Source organism: Paenibacillus sp. MAH-35 (genome assembly GCF_058135425.1).
Map to the genome: position 1 here is coordinate 40,015 of NZ_JBYUPU010000018.1, position 18,971 is coordinate 58,985.

Genomic DNA, 18,971 nt, shown 5'->3' on the forward strand with positions numbered 1-18,971 from the left:
GAAGGGAAATGCGATGGGACGATATATCGCCAAAAGGCTGCTGATCTCGGTTCCTCTGCTCGTCATGATTTCCTTGATCACGTTCGCCCTCAATCACCTGTCCGCCTTGGACCCGGTCGAGATTGTGCTGCACGCGCAAGGCGTACCGAGCATTACGGACGAACTGATCGCGGAGACGAAAGCCGCACTCGGCATGGACCGGCCCTTTCTTACCCGGTATCTGGACTGGCTTGTCTCTTGTCTCCAGCTGGAATTCGGTGACTCGTACGTCACGGGCAAGCCCGTATGGACACTGCTGGGACCGGCCTTTCTCCATACGCTGAAGCTGACTCTCGTATCCGCAGCGGCTATTCTGATCGTATCCGTAACGTTCGGCGTCGTATGCGCGCTCCGAGAAGGAACCGCGCTGGACCGGTCGATCCGGGGCGCCTCCTTTTTGCTGACTTCCATGCCTCCCTATTGGCTCGCCGCTCTGATGGTCTGGTATTTCTCCGTCAAGCTGAACCTTCTGCCGACAAGCGGGATGGACTCGTATGCCAGTTACGTTTTGCCGGTCGCGGTGATCACGATCGGCTTCGCCGGCATCTACTTCCGCACGATCCGAAGCTCGATGCTCAGCAACCTGAACGAAGACTATGTGCTGTACGGCCGGGCATGCGGTCTCCCGGAATCCAGGATTACGCTGCATGTACTCCGCAACTCGCTGCAAGTGGCTATCTCGATGTTCGGCATGGCGATTCCGATCCTTCTCGGAAGCACGGTCGTCGTGGAAAATCTGTTCGCATGGCCCGGACTGGGTACGCTCAGCGTGCAAGCCGTCCTGAGCCGGGATTTCCCGGTCATCCAGGCGTACGTGCTTGTGCTCGCTTCGGCCTTTGTCCTGTTTAATACCGTCTCCGATATCGCTCAAGCGGCGGCGAACCCCAAGCTAAGGAATGATCTGTAGATGAACCTGCTGAAACAACTATGGAGCGACAAGCTGGCCGCCCTATCCCTGTTTATCGTCGCGGGCACATTGGCTGCCGGTATGTTCGCCCCCCTGCTTGCTCCGCACGACCCTAACGAGGTCCATATGGAGCTTCGCTTTGCAGCGGCATCCGGGGAATATTGGCTGGGCAACGATCATCTCGGAAGGTGCGTCTTGTCCCGCCTCCTTTTCGGCATCCGTCCGAGTGTCCTTTGGGTGCTGGCAACGCTTGCCGCTTCGGTAGGGTTCGGGGCGGCGGTCGGCCTGATTGCGGGGTATTTCAGAGGCAAAACGGACACCGTCCTGATGAGAATATGCGACTGTATGCTTTCGTTTCCCGGTTATGTGATGGTGCTCGCGGTCATCGGCGTGTTGGGGGTCGGCCTCGAAACGATCTTACTCGCCTTCGTGCTGATGAAATGGGCCTGGTTCGCCCGCATCGTCCGGACATCGGTTTTGCAGTACGTGGAATCCGATTATGTGAAATTCGCCAAAGCGGTAGGCGCCGGCCATTTCCATATCATCACGAGGCATATTGTCCCGCTGACGCTCCCGGATATCGCCGTCGTCTCCAGCAGCTCGTTCGGCTCCATGATTCTGCAGATCTCGGGCTTCTCCTTTCTCGGACTGGGCATCCAGGCGCCGAATGCGGAATGGGGCATGATGCTGAACGAAGCGCGAGCCGTCATGTTCTCCAGGCCGGAGCAGATGCTGGCTCCCGGTATTGCGATCATCGTTATCGTGTCGGCGGTCAACTTTTTGGCCGACGCGCTTCAAGTGGTCTGGGACCCGAAGTTACGAGCTTCCCGGCAACAACAACGACCGGCTGCAGCCGATGCGGCCAAGCTTCAAGGGAAAGAGGTGGCGTGATGACGGCCGCGAACGGCTTGATCGTCTCCAATTTGAAAGTATGGGACAGCCGGACGGGCAACCTGCTCATTCCGGGCAGTTCGTTTGAAGTCAAACCCGGGAGCTGTCTGGCCATCGTCGGGGAGAGCGGCAGCGGCAAGTCTGTGACCTGCCGGGCCGTCATGAGGCTGAACAAAGCTGGGACCGGTCAATCGGGAGATATCGTGCTGGGCGGAGTCAACTTAAGCCGGCTGCCGGAGAAAGAAATGCGGAAAAGGCGGGGAAAGCAGCTGTGCATGATCGTGCAGAACGGGATGCGTGCCTTCGATCCGTCTTGTGTGATCGGAGTTCACTTCAAGGAAACGCTGGGCAGGCATCTCGGCTGGAGCCGCGAAGAGATCACCGCCAACATGAAACAAGCGATGGAAAGCGTCATGCTCAAAGACCCGATCGCCGTCATGAACAGTTATCCGCACCAGCTGTCGGGCGGCATGCTGCAGCGGGTCATGATCGCGCTGGCGCTCGCACTCGAGCCGGAGGTGGTGATCGCCGATGAGCCGACGACCGCGCTGGACGCCGTATCGCAGTACGAGGTGATTGAGCAGCTCGCTTTATTGCGGGGCCGGATCGGCTGCTCGATGATTTTCGTTTCTCACGACCTCGGCGTTGTCCGGCGGCTCTCGGACGAGGTTCTCGTGATGAAGGACGGGGAAATCGTGGAAAGCGGCACGACCCGGGACATTTTCACAGGCGCCCGTCATGCGTACACCCGCTATCTCGTATCGGCGAAGCAGGCGCTGAACCGTCAATTTCAGCTTGTGATGGGAGGGTCCTGCATTGCTGAAGGTTGAACAGGTCGAGAAGTCGTACCGGACCGGCGGCTTGTTCTCCAGAGAACGCCGGCAAGTACTGAACGGCATCAGCTTCGAGTGGGAGCAGGGGGAGTGTCTCGGCATCATCGGGGAAAGCGGCAGCGGCAAATCGACCTTGGGACGGCTGCTGCTCGGGATCGAGAAACCGGATCGCGGAACCATATCCTGGGATGGGGAACGAGCACATAACCGCCGGGCCCGATCGGGGAAATTAAGCGCCGTCTTCCAGGACTACTCGTCCTCGATCCATCCGTTTTATACCGTGGAGAAAGCGCTGATGGAGCCCTGGAAGCTGCAAAACAAGCAGCAAGGCAAGCTTCGGGACGAGTATAACCGCAAAATCGACGTCCTGCTGCATCAAGTCGGACTGGAGCCGTCCTACCGGACCAAATATCCGCACGAGCTATCCGGCGGGGAAGCCCAGCGGGTATGCATCGCCAGAGCCGTCTCGACCGAACCGCGGTGCATCTTATTGGACGAAGCCGTCAGCTCGCTGGACGGGTCGGTTCAGCTTCAGGTGCTGGACCTGCTGAAAAGCTTGAAAGCTCTGTACAACGTCGGCTATATCTTCATCACTCACGATCTGCAGGCCGCCGCTTACCTCTGCGACAGAATCATGATCATCCGCGACGGCCACATCGAGGAAATCGTCCCGATCGGGCAATTAAACGACGTGCAATCCCCCTATGCCAGAAAATTGCTGCGCATGGTTTTGACTTGACCCATGGGCTATCAACAAACTTAGAGAGGAGCGGACGTTTTGAAAGGAGCGCTGTCATGGCCTTTTCTGCGGTTATACGGATTGACGCTTCTCTACTTTAGCGCGAATGCGATCCTGAACGTCATCCTCCCTTTACAGGGACAATCTCTTGGGGCGACCAATACGACGATCGGCGTGATCATGGGCGCGTATCTGTTCACCACGATGCTGTTTCGCCCGTGGGCAGGCCTGGTAATCCAGAAATACGGCCCCATCCGGGTGCTGCGCACCATTCTTGCGGTCAACGGCTTGGCGCTGCTTCTATACACGTTTACCGGACTGGAAGGATACTTCGTCGCCCGCATGCTGCAAGGGGTATGCACCGCCTTTTTCTCGATGGCTCTGCAGCTCGGCATTATCGACGCTTTGCCGGACAAGGACCGTTCCCAGGGCATCTCGATGTACTCCCTTTGCGCTTCGATGCCGGGCATCATCGGCCCCCTGCTCGCTTTAGGTATGTGGCAGACTGGCGAGATGCATGTTTTTACAGTGGCGATGATCGCCATCGCGGTGCTTACGGGAGTTGTGGGCTACAGCGCCAAAGTGGACACAAAATCCGTCTTGCCCGCTGCCGGGTCAACCAAGCAAGGCTCGACGATAATGAGTTCATTTGGACAGCTCGTCCGAAACCCGCATTTATTCAAATGCAGCGTCCTGATGCTTGCCGCTTCTCTCGTCTTCGGCGCGGTAACGACCTTTATTCCGTTGTACGCCGGGCAGATTCAGGGCGGCAATGCCGCCGTTTATTTGATGCTTCAGGCCGCGACTGTCGTGCTCGCCCGGTTTCTTTGCAGGAAAAGCATCCCTTCCGACGGCAAATGGCATTCCTTGTTTGTGATGGGCCTCATGCTCCTGCTCTCCATCTCCGCCTTCTGTGTAAGCTTCGCTGTAGCGGGGGGAGTGATCCTCTTTTACACAGGTGCGGTGTTGATGGGGATCGCCCAGGCGCTTCTCTATCCTACGCTGACGACGTATTTGACCTTTGTGCTGCCTCAGGCAAGCCGCAACGTGCTGGTTGGGCTGTTCATCGCCATGGCCGACTTGGGGGTGTCACTGGGCGGGATGGTGATGGGGCCGATCGCGGATCTTTCTTCTTATTCGTCTATGTATACGATGTGCGCGATCTTAAGCACGGCGATGATTGTGTTCGCCTACGGGAGGCGCGCGAGGCTTGCCGAGTCAGGTTAAGCCGCCCCCGCGAAAATACGCAAAAAGGCGCTAAACGTTCCGTGTCAGAGGAACGAGCGCCTTTCCCGGTTGATTTGCCTGTCAGCTGCTAATACGTCTCATAAACGAGTTCGCCGTTCATCTCCAGCTTCTTATCAAATTCCACGAAAATATACAGCTGTCCGGCCGGGGAATCGCCCGCATCGTAACCCAAATGAAAGTTGCCGTCCCGGTCGAAGCCCAGCTCGGACAACACCAGTTCGGTCACGTCTTCGTCCGGATGCGCTTCGGCAATCAGCCCCAGCGCTTGCTCGGCAAGCTCGTCCAACCGCTCCCACGCCTTCCTGATCAGAGGCGACAGACGCTTCATATCCGCCTTGGCAGACGCATCCGTCGTAACCGGCAGCTCCTTCCCCTTGTAGCCAAGCACCGCGCTGTAGGTAGACGACGAGACATCGTACTGAAATGTCCCGACTCCCTGGACCGCATGATCCGGCTCCACGATGCAATTATTGGCATAATCCACCCGTCCCAGCTTCGGATTGCAGCTCGTGTCCAGCTTCGTGAGTTTGTTCTCCGAGCAATAAAGCTCGGTCAATTGGGAATTACGGCTAAGATCCAATCCGGTAATGTGGTTGTTGAAGCACCGTAAGCTTTGCAAAGCCGGGTTGCCGGTTACGTCCAACTTCGTAAGATGATTGTGGTTGCAGCGGAGTTCAACCAAGTCCGCACAGCCCTTGAGATCCAACCCGATCAAATGATTGTTTCCGCAATCGAGAAACGTAAGCCGGCTATTGTGCTCCACATTCAACTGGAACATGGAATTGTAGCCGCAGTTCAGCTTTTCCAAATTCACATTCCGGTCTACGTGCAGTTCCGATAAGAGATTCCAATAACAATCCAGCTTGGCGAGCATGGCATTGCGGCTGACATCCAGATCCCGAATCCGGTTAAACCCGCAGTCCAACATCTCCAGCTCGGAGTTATTCGCCAACTCTAGCGAATGAATCTCGTTTTTGTTGCAGTCCAGCTCTTTCAACAACGGATTGCGGCTGACATCCAGATGAATCAGCTTGTTGTAGGAGCAGATCAGCCTTTCCAAATTCGGTTGGTTCCCCGTATCCAGAACGGTTAGCTTGTTCACTCTGCATTCCAAAGCTCGCAGCTTTACATTCTTGCTGACATCGAGCTCCGTCAGCTGATTGTACGAGCAATCCAGCTCCTCCAGAGACGAGAAATGCTCGATCCCCTTCAGGCTTGAATAGTTCTGGTTCGCCAGCTTCAGCGATACAATCCGCTCCACATCGCCCGTCCGAATCGATTCGCGATTGCCGCAAAAGTTCTCCAGCACAAAAGCTTTGAAACGTTCATCTATAAAATCTTGGGTAATATCCATGGCGCTCCTCCTGCCGATTGCCGGCGGCTTGTCCAGTCCCGGTAACGCTCCGTAATGATCGGCTCAATGATACGTTCAGACGGCTGACCGCTTCCTGCTTCGTCGGATAAGGCTCGCAGGCCCGATTCATCGTTTTTTGTCGGAGTACAGAAGGCCTTTATGATATTAACGATGCACGTCTGCTGTCCTTCCGTAATAACTCTCATTATAGGCTGTTGTGAGCAAAAGGTCAGCGGACTTTGTTCCTGCTTGCATGGGCGATTATGGGGATATAGGCTCAATTTGTTAAGCCCCTCAACTTTTCGCCCTCTTAATCATTCCGGCCAGATCCGATACAGGCTAATCTGATCCTCTGCGAAGGAAAGTTGATACACGTCCGGATTAGACAACGCTTCCCACTCTTCGAACCCGATCCGGCTATCATAATGCTTCAATAGCAGAGAGATCAGGTTACCGTGCGAAACGACGACGGCGTTCCGGTACCCGCCGCTCACCACTTCCTTCACCACGCTAACGGCGCGGCTCATAGCAGTGCTGCTGGATTCCCCACCCTCGTAGCATAAGTCCAAATCCTCGTATGTCTTACGAAGCATGTCCCGCCAATCCACATTGTTTTTTCCGGATAAAACCCTCTCCGTCAATCGATCGTCCAAAACCACTTCGACACCCAGCCGTTCCGCTAATGGAGCTATTGTCCGGTAAGCCCTCTCATAAGGGCTTGAAACGATATAGTCGATCTCTTTGTCTATGAGGAAATCGGCAAGCTTCACGGCTTGCTGCCTCCCCAGGTCGGTGAGCTTGGCATCCGGCGCCTGCCCTTCGGCTTGGCAATGCCGCACGATATATAGATTTTGGGCCATGGTTCGCTCCTTTCTTGAACTTCGATTATTAGAAAAGGTCTTCATATAGCAAGAAGGCCTCCCTGCACGAGCCGGAAGGCGAGACATTTGTTAGCGTATCAACAGCTCCATTTTAGAAATCACCTCAGCCAGTGTCTCATTCGGCACTTTGCAAATAAAAGCCGCTTGTCGGGACTGCCAGTCGAGACTTTTCACCTGATCGGAAAGGATTGCCCCCTCAACAGGTAAATCCTGAGGGATGATAACCTCAAACGGATAGCCCTTGATTTTGGAAGTAATCGGACAGAGCAGGGAGAGCCCGACCTTCCCGTTATACAGGGCAGGAGAGATGACCAAGGCAGGGCGCCTCCCAGCTTGCTCATGGCCTGCTTGAGGGTTGAATTGCAGCCACACCAAGTCGCCGCGGTCCGGCACATAGGGATTGGTTACCATGACTCCCGTCCTTGCGGCTTGCCGGTCGATATCTCTTGATGCAGATTATCCGGTGTGACCTGGGCAAGGAGCTCGTCCAGAGTGGCAGACTTCGGCTTAATGACAAGGTGTCCATTTTCCACGTCGAGATCGACCTCGGAGCCTTCCTCAAGGCCGACCTTTATAGCAAGGGACTTCGGGATGCGAATGCCCAAGCTGTTCCCCCATTTCTGAACTTGAAACATAAAACCACCTCCCAGTAAGTATATACAAAGTATAAACTTACTAGTTAAAAAAAGTCAACTTGCGATTGCGGATTTCTTACTGTTTTCTTTGTTATGCTTAGCAAAGCGCTTAAGATTATGTTCTGGCCTTAGATGAAGAAATGAACACCCCTTTACACTTCGGTCTCCGCAATAAACAACCGTATCGCCAAGCTCCGCCACCTGCTCGTCGAAGGTTTGGAACTCGCACAATCCCGCCAGCTCCCTAACGGCCACCTCCTCCATTCGGATCTGCGGAATCATTTCTTCCCCAAGCTCCGGCAGCACATTGGAAATATAGTCGGCAAACACCTTGTTGGGGGAAATAATCAAAATGTTTTCGGACGTTAACGTCCCTTTAAACCTGTACAGTAAGAAAGCGACCCGGTGCAAAGCGACCGACGTTTTCCCGGACCCGGCGACGCCTTGAATGATCAGCTCTCGAGAATGTCCGTTCCGGATAATGACGTTTTGCTCCTTTTGAATGGTCGAGACGATCTGTTTCATTTTTTCGTTCCTGTACCAGTTATCTATCTGATATTACATAAAAAACCAAGTTCCTGAATCTCAGGGCTTGGTTTTTCTGGTTTTTCCGTCTAACTCCAACCTCCGCTGGCCGGCTTGTCCGTAATGGACACCTACTGCATCTTTAAACCTTTAGCGAGCCTCTGAATCCTCTAGCGGCATAGTAGGAATCCGCTCCGTTGTGGTATACGAAGACCGTGTCGTAACGGCGATCGCAGAAGAGGGCCCCGCCGAGCTTCCGAATAGCAGCGGGCGTTTGCACCCAGCTTGACGTTTTCAAATCGAATTTCCCAAGCTTCTGCAGCTCCCGGTATTGTTCTTCCGTTAAAAGCTCAATGCCTATCTCGGCTGCCATATCGATCGCCGTATTGTTCGGCTTATGTTCTTTCCTCGACTCCAGCGCTTCACGGTCGTAACAAATACTTCGGCGCCCCTTGGGACTTTCCGCGGAACAATCGCAAAGCAGGTATTCGCCCGTCTTCGGGTCATAACCGACGACATCCGGCTCGCCGCCAGTCTCCTCCATTTCATGGAGCGACCACAGCTTGTCGGGATGAGCTTCGAGCCTTGCTTGAACGTTAGCCCATTCCAGGTCCTGATGGCGGTTCTTATTTTTCTCAAAACGGACTTTTAATGTTCGGAGCAGTCCTTCCCGTTGTTCCGGCGATAACTCTTTCTTACTGCTGCTGGAGCTTGTTGTCATCTTCATAGTCTCCCTTCAAATAAGCTGCGTCCGGATAAGCGGTGCATCGCATTTCATAACGGATACCCTTTATTCTTCCCACACTGGAGCGAGGGGAACCTCCCGTCAAGGAGCAAAGACGTCCGGATGATCGTTGCGCCAGGCGCCTATACAGCCGATCAAACAGGCCGTGCAGCTTCTCATCACGCAATCGGTCTCCGTGTACGCATATTCGATCACGATATTTATGCCCGGCTTGCGCCATGCCAACAGTCGACCGGAATAACCGGGCCATTCACATTCTTCATCAAGTTGAGGCTGACCATATGCCTTGATCGACTCATTCGGTGTTGAGCTCATGGTAATACCCAGGGGAAGGGTCCCGGCAAACGGAGCTTTAATTCTGTCATCCGACCCGGGCGCAAGAAAATGAATGGCACCTATGATCCATCCATCCTGGTTTGTATATTGGAGCCCGGTAAGATCATTTATTTTAGGTGCGCGATAAAGATCGATGCGGATCGATGATTTCACAGACCAGATGATATCGTCGTTGAAATAGCTGTTCGGGGGCGGCATTCGCTTGACGCCGAATGGTTGCAGCAAAGCTTGTACATCCTTGGGATTGTACGGGTGGCCCAGCCATTCAATGAGCTGTTCAGATGGTTCTTTCATGTTATATCGGTTCCTTTCGCTAAGCTGGAGGTGTGATGAAAAAATCGTTGTTTTTTATCCGATTATTCGCAGTAGTCTTATCGCTGCCTATCGCCTCTATTATATCATGTCGCCCCTGACGAGCTTATGTCAACCTTCCCGGGTACCCCCAATAGAAAATAAGGTTATCCTGCGCGCCACTAAGACGTGCGGGATAACCTCAGGTTAGCGAATATCAGATCAGATCGGAGAGCTGAAGCAGACGTTGTATGATGGTGGCAGCCTCCGCTCTCGTCAAGAAGTCCTGCGGTGCAAGCGTTGCGCTGCTTTTCCCCTGCATGACCCCAGCTTGAATACTGGCTGCCATGCCGTCCAGCGCCCAGCCGGACACAGCCGCCGCATCCGTATAGGGACGAAGCACTTCTTCAGCCGCTTGGCCGGGCAGCTTCGCTGTCAGTCCGGTGAGCGTCATCGCTCTGGACAACATGATCATCGCTTGTTCGCGGGTGATTGTCTCCTCCGGATGAAACGTTCCGTCTTCAAATCCGTTAAGCAAGCGATGCGTATACGCTGTAGCCACGACATCATTGAACCAAGCCGACTGGGATATATCCAAGAATGGAGCGGCCCCCCTCTCCAGGGGCAGTCCTAATCCGCGAACGAGAATGGCGGCAAACTCCGCGCGGGTAACCTCCCGATCCGGATCGTACGAGTTATCTCCCGTCCCCATCACGATCATCCGCGCTCCCATGTCGCGGGTGGCCTGTTCGGCCCAGTGACCCGTCATATCTTTGAATTCCGCAGAATGAGATACAAGGGCGAACGAGCCGTTGGTCAAGCTGCTGGCTTTCGCATAGTGCCGGTTCTCCTTCACCAGGACCTGGAGTGGTACATAGCGGAGGATACCGTCCGGTTCAACGACTACGGCTGTTTTCGCCGAATCCGGGTTCACGCTGTCGGGAATCGCAATCCAATGTTCCAGGAAGGTGTTGAACTTCGAAACCTCGATTGTTGCATCTCCGTAGGTCGCACGGATACTAAATTCAACCGGCGGCGAAAGGAGAGTGAACATGCCTCCGGATACGGCTTCTTTGATCGCTCGATCCGTGTCCTGTGCGACCCGTGTATCGATCTCTATTTTTAGGTTGATGTCCTGCAAGAAGACCGATTCGCCAAACTGCCCGGCTAAAGCTTCGATGTTGATTTGCTGCACGGGCAGCACATACGTGGCCGGGTCGGTTTTGAACTTGATGACAGTTTGCTTTTCTGCCATATTTTTGACCCATTGGCCGTCCATTTCAGCCACAACCCTATCGAAGCTTGCGTTCGCCCGATAGGTGATGATCGCGCCTTGTTCTTCCGCTGCAAGCCGGTCGTCAAGCTTGGTCCGATCGGCGGCTATCGTCAGCACGGTACGATTGCGATCCGTTGTGGCTACCGCTCCCCCATGGACCACTTGATGGTTCAGAAGGATGTCCGCCAATGGAACTGCAGCTTCGCTTACAGTCCCGCTGGTGTCACTGTTCCCACTGTTATCGCTGTTATCGTCGTTATCGTCACTGCCGCCTTCGCCGCTTGACGGAGAACTCGGGACAACTGCGTTGGACACATCCGAATCCTGACTGCTTCCGGCCCGATTGATCGCTTTGACAGTAAAGGTGTGACTTACGCCATTGGTCAGACCGGTGACCGTGATCGGGCTGGAGGCTCCGCTCTGTACGACGCCACCTGACGATGCGGTCACTTCATAGCTGGTGATGGCGGAGCCTCCATTATCGGTTGGCGGCGTAAAGGAAATCGTCGCCTGCCTATCCCCGGCAACAGCTGTCACTTGTGTAGGTGCGGCAGGTGCGGCGGCAGGTGTGGCCGCCGCTTCATTCGACGCTGCACTCAAGCCTCCGGAATTACCCGCTTTTACGATAAAATAATACGTCGTGCCGTTCGTTAGCCCGCTCATGTTGTACGTCACACCCGTTACGGTAGCGGATGCCGGTTCAGGAAACACGCCTTGAACGGTTGACAGGTACACCCTGTAATAGGTTGCGCCCGTCACCGTATCCCAGTTTAAAGCGACTTGACTGTCCGCTCCATCCGCGGTTAATTGCTGCGGAGCTGCCGGAGCCGGTTGCACACCTTCGGTTACGGTCACCACGTAATCCTGTGTAGTGCCATCCGCTGCGCTCACCGTATACGTCACCGGATTGGCGAAGTTCCGCGGCACGCCGCTGTTCGGCGAGATGCTTGCGCCCGTGTGCGTTATCGTCGGCGTCAGCGATGTGACGTCCGTGCCGTACGGCACCGTGACGCTTATCGTGCGACTCGCCTCGTTTACCGTCCCAATAGCTGCTGGAGTAGCAAAGCTGAAGCCGGTAATTTCTTTCGTAGGGCTAGCTGCCACATTCACCGTTACCGTGTAGCTTTTCGTGCTTCCATCCGCTGCGGTCACCGTGTACGTCACCGGGCTGGTGAAATTCCGCGACACGCCGCTGTTCGGCGAAATACTCGCTCCCGTGTGCGTTATCGTCGGCGTCAGCGACGTGACGTCTGTGCCATACGGCACCGTGACGCTTATCGTGCGACTCGCCTCGTTTACCGTTCCCGTCACTGCCGGGCTTGCAAAGCTGAAGACGGTAATTTCTTTCGTAGGGCTAGCTGCCACATTCACCGTTACCGTGTAGCTTTTCGTGCTTCCATCCGCTGCGGTCACCGTGTACGTCACCGGGCTGGTGAAATTCCGCGACACGCCGCTGTTCGGCGAAATACTCGCTCCCGTGTGCGTTATCGTCGGCGTCAGCGACGTGACGTCTGTGCCATACGGCACCGTGACGCTTATCGTGCGACTCGCCTCGTTTACCGTTCCCGTCACTGCCGGGCTTGCAAAGCTGAAGACGGTTATTTCCTTCGTCGGGCTAGCGGCGGCCGTCACGGTCACTTGATCCGAAGTCAGTTCCAAATAGACGCCGTCCCCTTCGTAATTCGCTGTAAGATAATGTGCTCCCGGAGACAGGGTGATTCCGGCTAATTGCGCTGTTCCACCCGCAAGCGGAGCAGAACCCAGCACACTGCTTCCATCTTTGAACACGACAGTGCCGGTCGGATTGTCGAAATCGCCTGAAACTACAGCCGTCAGTGTAATCGGTTGAAGGTAGCCCGGGGATACATTCGACGCGGACAATGAAACCGCAGGTGCGATTCGCATTTTTTTCGGGATATGTTGCCCGTCTCCCCATGACCAGATTTGGCCGTCCGCATCCAGACCGAACGATTTTCCGGATCCCGCTGACACGGACGTAAATCGTAACGGATTGCCGCTGTCGTCTTCGAGCGGAACTTTGACGGGCACTTCCGATTTTACGGCCGAATTATTACCTAGCTGACCTGCGGAATTGGACCCCCACGCCCACATGTTCCCTTGGTCGTCCAATGCCAGCGCGTGTCTTATCCCCCCGGAAATTTGAGTGAATTTGACCGGGGTGCCGGAGTCCATGACAGTAAGCTTGGCTGGAATGTAAGTAATTGCGGTTTCTCCCGGTCCATCTCCAAGTTCCCCTTCGGTATCGCCTCCCCAGGTCCATATGCTGCCTCCCTTATCGAGAGCCAGTAAGAAATGATAGCCGCCCCCGAATCCGCTGCCAGCGGAAATGGATTGGAATTCAACCGCTGACGTTTCAGGATATTTCAATGGGGAGGGGTCCACCATAAATATCCTCCACAGGCGATCTTGTGAATCAAGAGCAATTGCATCTTCATCATTGCCATCAATCGTCTGGAAAGTAACGGGAACTCCGCTATCCGTTACCGGATATTTAACCGGCACGTCAATGGGCGTCTGGGGCGATTTGGTTCCCCAGATCCATAACTCACCCGATCTGTCCAGTGCGATCGAAGCCCTGCGTGTTGTCAAAATATCTAAAAATTCGACTTCCGCACCTGCTTCCAGTACCGATAGTTTTTCCCATACCTGAGAAGATCCCGCAGAGCCGCCATTGCCCAATTTTTCATGACCGTCGTCGCCGGTCGTCCACAGTCGGCCCTCAACATCTAGCGCAATGGAGTTACTATCGATGCCTGCTTTTACTTTCTTAAAAGATTCCGCAGAGCCGCCATCCATAACCTCAATTCGTGTAGGTATAGCAGAAGAGTCCGTTGTTCCATTGCCAAATTGGCCCGAACCGTTGGATCCCCACGCCCAAATCCGCCCCTCTCGATCCAACGCCAATGAGTGTGCGTTATTGGATGAAATGGAAACAAACATGGGGCCACCGGGGGCAGCATGGGCATTCGACGGAACGAATAACGGGCTTGCGATAATGATAAGCGCTAGTAGACAAATCATTATTTTTTTCACAAGTAAGGTCGATGTTCTCATCATGTACTCCTTTCTTTATAACCACAGACAAAATTCTCCTAGCATTTAGCAAAAACCAGTATAACAGACGGCTATGAAAGAACTATGAAAGAGCTATTGAAAGACTATGAAAGAATCCCTATAGTGAAAGATCCTTTACCTATAGTATCATCAAAGGGAAGGAGTTGAAGGAAAAATTGTGACGGTTGGCCTTCCTGAGTTATAATCACAGAAATTCCGAATGTCTTCTTTGATAAGGAGAATTTTACAGCAATGAGTATAACGCTATCCAATGTGATCATGCTGGTTTCCATTTTTTTAATGATCGCGTTTTTATATTACGCCTTTCTGTACAGCCGGGAACGGGGAATCCGGTATTTTGCCTGGGTTATGGTTTGCCGCGTGATTTATGCCGGAAGTGTGATCATGGAGCTCAACAGCGAAAGCTTATCTTCAAAAATGCTGTTTCGAAATATGGAACAAACCAGCCTGTTGTTTGTAGTGCCTATGGTTATGTTTTTTGTGATGGCCTTGTTCGGGAAAGACAAATATTTACGTCCGCTTCGGATGATCCAGATTCTTTCGATTTTCGTACTATGGTCCTTGCTGATCTGGACGAATCCGTACCATCATCTGCTTTTCCGGAATATAGAGCTGGACCACGGGCATTTGGAAATAAGCAAAACCGTGTATGCGATTGCCTTTAATATCATCTGTTATCTGATTATCGCGGTTTGCGTCTTTTATTTGTTTGTGTATCTCCGGCGCGTTCGTCCCGAGCTTCGCAAGCCCGGCATCTGGCTGGTACTGTGCGGCTGTATCCCCGCTTCGACGGAAGTGGTCAAGTCCTTGTATACCGGCTTCACGCCGTGGCTGCTTCCTGTTTCGGTGTATTGCGGATTTTTGGGAATGACCATGCTGTGGATCGTGATCCGTTACCGGATGTTCTCCGTCGTGCCGCTTGCCAGAAATGTGGTGGTGGAGACGATGGAGGAAGGGATTCTCATTGTCAATCACAGAGGCAGCGTCATCGATAGCAACGCGTATGTGGAGCCTTTATTTGCAGGTTCGGGAGAAACTTCGATTGCGGGGCGGCAGATCGACCGATTGTTGGCCAAGTGGCCGGGATGGCTGCGCGCCTGCGAGCGCATGGAAGCGAGCGATATGGAGATCGACGCACGAGTGAATGGAGAGCTCCGGGTTTATTCGGTCAAGGTGTATCCGCTGGCTTCCCGGGAAAGGGCTGGGCAAGGAACCGTATCCGTCTTGTTCGATATTACCGAAAAGCAAAGGCAGATGGAGCAGATCGTGAAGCTGAATCAGCTAAAAGACCATTTGTTCGCCATCGTTTCCCACGATATCCGGAATCCGTTAGCGGTCCAAGCCAGCTTGATTGAAGTGCTGGAAGCGGATAAAACGATGTTTGCCCGCAATCATCAGGAAGTGATCGACGCGTTAAGCGGTCAGATTCAAAATACGTTCACGATGATCGAAAATTTGCTGGAATGGTTTCGCAGTCAAAAGGAAGGCATGCTGCTGCACCCTCAGCGATTACGACTGGCCGATGTGGTCGAGGACGTGTGCCGCACGCTGCGAATTAAAAGCGAAGCCAAACAAATTGCGATACATACCGAGATCGACAGCGACGTGGAAGTATATGCGGATCGGGAAGCGATCAATTTGATCGTTCGCAATCTGATGACGAATGCGATCAAATTTTCCGAGCGAGGCGGCAGAGTTTGGGTTCGTGCTGAAACGGCTGCCGGGCAGGTAATCGTATCGGTTAGCGACAACGGTGTCGGTATAGAGGCAGAACGGGTTCGGGGATTGTTCGATCCGCTGAGACTCGTGTCCACAACAGGGACTGCCGGGGAGAGAGGAACCGGACTGGGGTTGCAAGTCTGCCAGCAATTCGTGCGGATGAGCGGCGGACAGATATGGGTGGAGAGCGTGCCGCGCCAGAAAACTGTTTTTTACTTTTCGCTGGGCACTGCAGGCTCGGAAAGGGACAACGATGAACGTATTGCTTATTGATGACGAACAGGCGATGTTGACGGCAATGAGCCAGCTATTGTCGCGTATAGAAGGCGTGGTCATCGTCGGGATGGTACGCAGTCGTGCAGAGGCGGTTGAGTTTGCTTCCCAGCAGGCCGTGGACCTTGCCTTTATCGATATCAAGATCGCCGAGGACAACGGACTGACATTAGCCCTTGAATTGCGGAAGCGGAACGCCGACTTGGATATTGTGTTCGTGACTTCGCATAAGGAGTTTGCGCTGGATGCATTTGATGCGTATCCGTTGGATTATATCGTAAAGCCCGTTTCCCGGAAGCGTCTGGAGGAAACCGTTGCGAGAGCGGCGAGAGGCCGGATGGGGACATCCGGTACCGGTAACCTGGACACGCCGAAACGGTTGTCGGTTGCAGGCCTTGGAGGCTTGCAGATCAGCGGCGAGCAAGGAGAAGCGTTGAAGTGGATGTCCCGCAAAAGTCAGGAGCTGTTCGCGTATTTGTTGCTCTGTCACGGGAACCGTACGGCCAAAGTCCGCATCATGGAAGAGATTTTCCACGATAGAGAAGAGAAAAATTCGGAGTTGTACCTCAATACGGCGCTGTACCAGCTGCGCCGAACGCTGTCTACGCAGGGGATGAAGGCAATCCTCGTCTCCGATCGCGAACAATATCAGATGAGTCTGGAACAGATCAAGGTCGATTTTATCCAATTCGAAGAGCGAGTGTCCGGTCTCCCTACCATCGATGAATCCAATGCAGAGGCCGCGATTGCCGCCGAGAACATGTATACTGGCGATTTGTTCGAAGACAAACCGTACGGGTGGGCGCTTGCTGAGCGCGAGCGGCTCAGCGATGTGTACGAGGCGTTTGCCAAACGTCTGGCCAAGTGGCTGCTCGAGAAGAATCAGCTTCATCAGGCCGTGCAAATTGCCAAAAAGCTGGTGCGCCGCAACGAATTGGATGAAGAAGCGAACAGGCTGCTTATGCACGGGTTTGCCGCTTTGAAGGACAGGCGGTCCCTCCACTTGCAATACAAGCAGTATGAAGCGCTGTTGAAGCAAGAGCTCCATATCCAGCCTTCGGCAGAGCTGACCGAGTGGTACGATCGATTGTTGGCTAGTGAGGTGTAACGAAGTGACTTGGACCTCTGTCAAGATCCTGGACAAAAAGCTTTTCTTTTTCTTGCACCACCCATAAGCGTATTTTTTCTTTAATGTAAGCGGCAAACAGCCCCCACCTTTCAATTAGGGTAGGAGCTGCGGTATGGATGTCCAGCTTGTTTTCTGATAGGGATGCCCGCTGTGTTGTGCTCGCAATAGAAACATGACCGAACAACAATCCCCCCTTTTCCAATATCCGGTGTTGGAAGGAAGGTATAGGACGGCTGCAAAGCGGCAGAAAAACCAGTTCAAGCCGATCTTTCTGTCCAACCAGGAAGAAGCGTCCAAAAGATCTCGGCGGTATAGGCGGGATGAGGTTTGTCGAGTATAATATACTGATACTGCCGGTAAGTGATGACTGTTTTGACTATACCCTATGATCTGGGTATACTATAGAAAAACTTTATCATTTTGAGAGAGAGGGAGCATCCGAAGATGAAAAAGAGAGCGCGTAAAAGCTTATCATCCGGTTATGGATACTCCATTGCTGTTTTTTTCTAGGAGTCATGTATTACGGGTGAAGTGTATCCAAGTGGCTTCCAAAATGAATACAGCAATCCATCCAAAATGACGAGGTGTCGCTAAAATGAACGGAAAAATTACCAGAACAAATCCCATAACTATGCCAGCGCCGGTTGGGAATTACACGCACATCACAAAAATTCCAAGAGGTGCAGAACTGTTTGTTACATCGGGACAAATCGGAGTAAACGCTCAAGGGGAGATACCAACTGTTTTGAATGAGCAGGTGGTTCATACGTTTGCTAACATTAAGACCGTTCTGGAATCAGAAAATTTGAGTAGTGAACATATTATCAAAGTGAATATTTGGGCCACTGAACAGATCGATTGGGATTTCTTTGACGTAGAGTGGGACAAATTATTCGGGAAAAAATATCCTGCGATGACAGTTGGCTATATTACAGAATTAGGCTTACCTGAGATTAAAATTGAAATCGAAATATGGGCTGCTAGAGTATAACAATGTCCCATCCGCACACTTCATCCCAACCATGAACCTTGCAAGGTTCATGGTTTTTGTTATTGCGACCAGCTTAGGCAATATCAAGTCCCGAATGGCGAAGACACGCTCCTTTATTTTGCGGCAACCCTTACCGTCGGCTCAGATGCAATAACTATTTCGTTAGGCACTGGGGGTACGACACAGGACAACTATCAATAGCCGGCCGGCAACAGCGTATCGGAAGCGACTTTCATGCTCGGGTTCAAAGATATCAGTCATTTCATTCGTGTATTTCGTAAATATTATGGGGTTACACCTGGCAACCTCTGAAGCTTGCCGAGGGGTGTTGCTTAGTGCCACGATGCCCCCTCTCTCCATGTAAAACCAGCTTTGCTTGGCTGGATCAAACGGGAGATTGAAGTTGATGCAGCTTTACCACCCGATCGCGTAAGATGGTTTGCAGCACTTCCTGATCCAACTTGTTGTTCTTTTTGGGTAGCTGGGCAGCACTGATAGAAGATATGCCGATTGCCTGCTGAGATTCTATGGTCTGTAATTAAGGCCTTTCCAAATCGTTTACTCTCAGGTCGATATGACTAAATCTATTCATAATGATCCATCTCCTCTTCATCAGTTACGTGCTTGTTTGCTGCCCGACGATATTCAGAACGTTTTCCCAATACAGCTTCATCTCTTCCCGCGTGTTCGGATGATCCAAATTCTCTTGATGGAAGCTAATCGTTGTTCGGTCAGGGCGATTAGACAAGATCCGGATTTGCAGCGTGGACGGTTTCTCCCACTCCTTCTTGCCCCACTTTAAGCGAAGCTGGCTGAGAGGCTTTACGATCCTGAGCTGTCCCGAGATTCCCTCATCGGAGGTAAAACTCTCTCCCTCCGTAAATGCAAGAGGGGGTACGTTGCCAAGCCACAATTTCATTCCTTCAGGAGAGGTAAGAAACGTCCACGCCTGTTCTGGCGAGATGGGAAACGTCCTCCTGACACCGACTTGAAAACCGGTAGATACCGTTTGACCGACAAGCTTGCGCGATTCCATATTCTGATGTTTCATAGGGGCACCTCC

The 18,971-nt window shown here is 53.0% G+C and carries 16 protein-coding genes and 3 pseudogenes; 9 read left to right on the forward strand and 10 right to left on the reverse strand.

What is annotated here, in order from left to right; translation table 11 throughout:
• The first annotated feature begins 13 nt into the window (after positions 1–13).
• From opp1B to cntE, 5 genes are read left to right on the forward strand one after another with little or no spacing between them, the layout of a single operon-like run.
• Positions 14–946 (forward strand): nickel/cobalt ABC transporter permease, encoded by a 933-nt coding sequence (gene opp1B / locus AC3Y2E_RS19330; RefSeq protein WP_379213199.1) that lies wholly within the window; start codon positions 14–16, stop codon positions 944–946.
• Positions 947–1,837 carry a staphylopine uptake ABC transporter permease subunit CntC gene (gene cntC, locus AC3Y2E_RS19335; protein WP_379213201.1) on the forward strand — a complete coding sequence of 297 codons (891 nt, stop codon included), beginning with the start codon at positions 947–949 and terminating at the stop codon, positions 1,835–1,837.
• Positions 1,837–2,667: a staphylopine uptake ABC transporter ATP-binding protein CntD gene (gene cntD, locus AC3Y2E_RS19340; RefSeq protein WP_379213203.1), complete on the forward strand. Its 831-nt coding sequence runs from the start codon at positions 1,837–1,839 to the stop codon at positions 2,665–2,667. The genes cntC and cntD overlap by 1 nt, the downstream gene beginning before the upstream one ends.
• Entirely contained in the window at positions 2,654–3,409 is a 756-nt protein-coding gene (locus AC3Y2E_RS19345) for an ABC transporter ATP-binding protein (protein WP_379213206.1), read from the forward strand. Before cntD ends, AC3Y2E_RS19345 begins: the two co-directional genes overlap by 14 nt.
• Before the next feature lie 39 nt (positions 3,410–3,448).
• Positions 3,449–4,636, forward strand: a complete 1,188-nt coding sequence (gene cntE / locus AC3Y2E_RS19350) for a staphylopine family metallophore export MFS transporter CntE (RefSeq protein WP_379213208.1) — start codon at positions 3,449–3,451, stop codon at positions 4,634–4,636.
• A gap of 88 nt (positions 4,637–4,724) precedes the next feature.
• Here cntE and AC3Y2E_RS19355 read toward each other — a convergent pair whose 3' ends face one another.
• The 9 genes and pseudogenes from AC3Y2E_RS19355 to AC3Y2E_RS19395 form a co-directional block, all read right to left on the reverse strand.
• A complete protein-coding gene (locus AC3Y2E_RS19355) occupies positions 4,725–6,011 on the reverse strand; it encodes a leucine-rich repeat domain-containing protein (protein WP_379213210.1) in 1,287 nt (428 codons plus the stop codon).
• 314 nt (positions 6,012–6,325) lie between these two features.
• Complete coding sequence (locus AC3Y2E_RS19360) at positions 6,326–6,871, reverse strand: histidine phosphatase family protein (RefSeq protein ID WP_379213212.1); 546 nt, start codon at positions 6,869–6,871, stop codon at positions 6,326–6,328.
• A gap of 90 nt (positions 6,872–6,961) precedes the next feature.
• Positions 6,962–7,303 (reverse strand): endoribonuclease MazF, encoded by a 342-nt coding sequence (mazF, locus tag AC3Y2E_RS19365; protein WP_190931969.1) that lies wholly within the window; start codon positions 7,301–7,303, stop codon positions 6,962–6,964.
• Positions 7,297–7,527: an AbrB/MazE/SpoVT family DNA-binding domain-containing protein gene (locus tag AC3Y2E_RS19370; RefSeq protein WP_190931970.1), complete on the reverse strand. Its 231-nt coding sequence runs from the start codon at positions 7,525–7,527 to the stop codon at positions 7,297–7,299. Before AC3Y2E_RS19370 ends, mazF begins: the two co-directional genes overlap by 7 nt.
• 189 nt (positions 7,528–7,716) lie before the next feature.
• Positions 7,717–8,061: pseudogene (locus AC3Y2E_RS19375) on the reverse strand (helicase); the annotation flags it as partial.
• A 133-nt stretch (positions 8,062–8,194) separates the two neighbouring features.
• On the reverse strand, positions 8,195–8,773 hold the full coding sequence (locus tag AC3Y2E_RS19380; RefSeq protein ID WP_332073397.1) for a DUF4256 domain-containing protein: 579 nt from the start codon (positions 8,771–8,773) through the stop codon (positions 8,195–8,197).
• 105 nt (positions 8,774–8,878) lie between these two features.
• A complete protein-coding gene (locus AC3Y2E_RS19385) occupies positions 8,879–9,427 on the reverse strand; it encodes a hypothetical protein (protein ID WP_379213216.1) in 549 nt (182 codons plus the stop codon).
• A 214-nt stretch (positions 9,428–9,641) separates the two neighbouring features.
• Positions 9,642–13,088 carry an SGBP N-terminal domain-containing protein gene (locus AC3Y2E_RS19390; RefSeq protein ID WP_379213329.1) on the reverse strand — a complete coding sequence of 1,149 codons (3,447 nt, stop codon included), beginning with the start codon at positions 13,086–13,088 and terminating at the stop codon, positions 9,642–9,644.
• 396 nt (positions 13,089–13,484) lie between these two features.
• Positions 13,485–13,778 (reverse strand): annotated as a pseudogene (locus AC3Y2E_RS19395) (hypothetical protein); the annotation flags it as partial.
• Positions 13,779–14,027: 249 nt separating this feature from the next.
• Here AC3Y2E_RS19395 and AC3Y2E_RS19400 point away from each other — a divergent pair.
• The 4 genes and pseudogenes from AC3Y2E_RS19400 to AC3Y2E_RS19415 all read left to right on the forward strand — a co-directional run.
• The gene (locus AC3Y2E_RS19400; protein ID WP_379213218.1) at positions 14,028–15,788 is read left to right on the forward strand and encodes a sensor histidine kinase; all 1,761 of its coding nucleotides are present in this window, start codon (positions 14,028–14,030) and stop codon (positions 15,786–15,788) included.
• The gene (locus tag AC3Y2E_RS19405; RefSeq protein WP_379213220.1) at positions 15,769–16,896 is read left to right on the forward strand and encodes a response regulator; all 1,128 of its coding nucleotides are present in this window, start codon (positions 15,769–15,771) and stop codon (positions 16,894–16,896) included. The genes AC3Y2E_RS19400 and AC3Y2E_RS19405 overlap by 20 nt, the downstream gene beginning before the upstream one ends.
• Before the next feature lie 616 nt (positions 16,897–17,512).
• Positions 17,513–17,908: a RidA family protein gene (locus tag AC3Y2E_RS19410; protein WP_379213222.1), complete on the forward strand. Its 396-nt coding sequence runs from the start codon at positions 17,513–17,515 to the stop codon at positions 17,906–17,908.
• A 219-nt stretch (positions 17,909–18,127) separates the two neighbouring features.
• A pseudogene (locus AC3Y2E_RS19415) lies at positions 18,128–18,220 on the forward strand (AraC family transcriptional regulator); the annotation flags it as partial.
• Positions 18,221–18,524: 304 nt separating this feature from the next.
• Here the strand turns inward: AC3Y2E_RS19415 and AC3Y2E_RS19420 are convergent.
• Positions 18,525–18,959 carry an SRPBCC family protein gene (locus AC3Y2E_RS19420; RefSeq protein ID WP_379213225.1) on the reverse strand — a complete coding sequence of 145 codons (435 nt, stop codon included), beginning with the start codon at positions 18,957–18,959 and terminating at the stop codon, positions 18,525–18,527.
• Between the last annotated feature and the right edge of the window lie 12 nt (positions 18,960–18,971).

Coding starts and splice junctions, on each gene's coding strand:
- AC3Y2E_RS19355 (WP_379213210.1), bottom strand. CDS start 6,011: ATGGATATTACCCAAGATTTTATAGATGAACGTTTCAAAGCTTTTGTG.
- AC3Y2E_RS19400 (WP_379213218.1), top strand. CDS start 14,028: ATGAGTATAACGCTATCCAATGTGATCATGCTGGTTTCCATTTTTTTA.
- AC3Y2E_RS19420 (WP_379213225.1), bottom strand. CDS start 18,959: ATGAAACATCAGAATATGGAATCGCGCAAGCTTGTCGGTCAAACGGTA.
- AC3Y2E_RS19370 (WP_190931970.1), bottom strand. CDS start 7,527: ATGTTTCAAGTTCAGAAATGGGGGAACAGCTTGGGCATTCGCATCCCG.
- cntC (WP_379213201.1), top strand. CDS start 947: ATGAACCTGCTGAAACAACTATGGAGCGACAAGCTGGCCGCCCTATCC.
- AC3Y2E_RS19410 (WP_379213222.1), top strand. CDS start 17,513: ATGAACGGAAAAATTACCAGAACAAATCCCATAACTATGCCAGCGCCG.
- AC3Y2E_RS19385 (WP_379213216.1), bottom strand. CDS start 9,427: ATGAAAGAACCATCTGAACAGCTCATTGAATGGCTGGGCCACCCGTAC.
- mazF (WP_190931969.1), bottom strand. CDS start 7,303: ATGGTAACCAATCCCTATGTGCCGGACCGCGGCGACTTGGTGTGGCTG.
- cntD (WP_379213203.1), top strand. CDS start 1,837: ATGACGGCCGCGAACGGCTTGATCGTCTCCAATTTGAAAGTATGGGAC.
- opp1B (WP_379213199.1), top strand. CDS start 14: ATGGGACGATATATCGCCAAAAGGCTGCTGATCTCGGTTCCTCTGCTC.
- AC3Y2E_RS19380 (WP_332073397.1), bottom strand. CDS start 8,773: ATGACAACAAGCTCCAGCAGCAGTAAGAAAGAGTTATCGCCGGAACAA.
- AC3Y2E_RS19360 (WP_379213212.1), bottom strand. CDS start 6,871: ATGGCCCAAAATCTATATATCGTGCGGCATTGCCAAGCCGAAGGGCAG.
- AC3Y2E_RS19405 (WP_379213220.1), top strand. CDS start 15,769: ATGAACGTATTGCTTATTGATGACGAACAGGCGATGTTGACGGCAATG.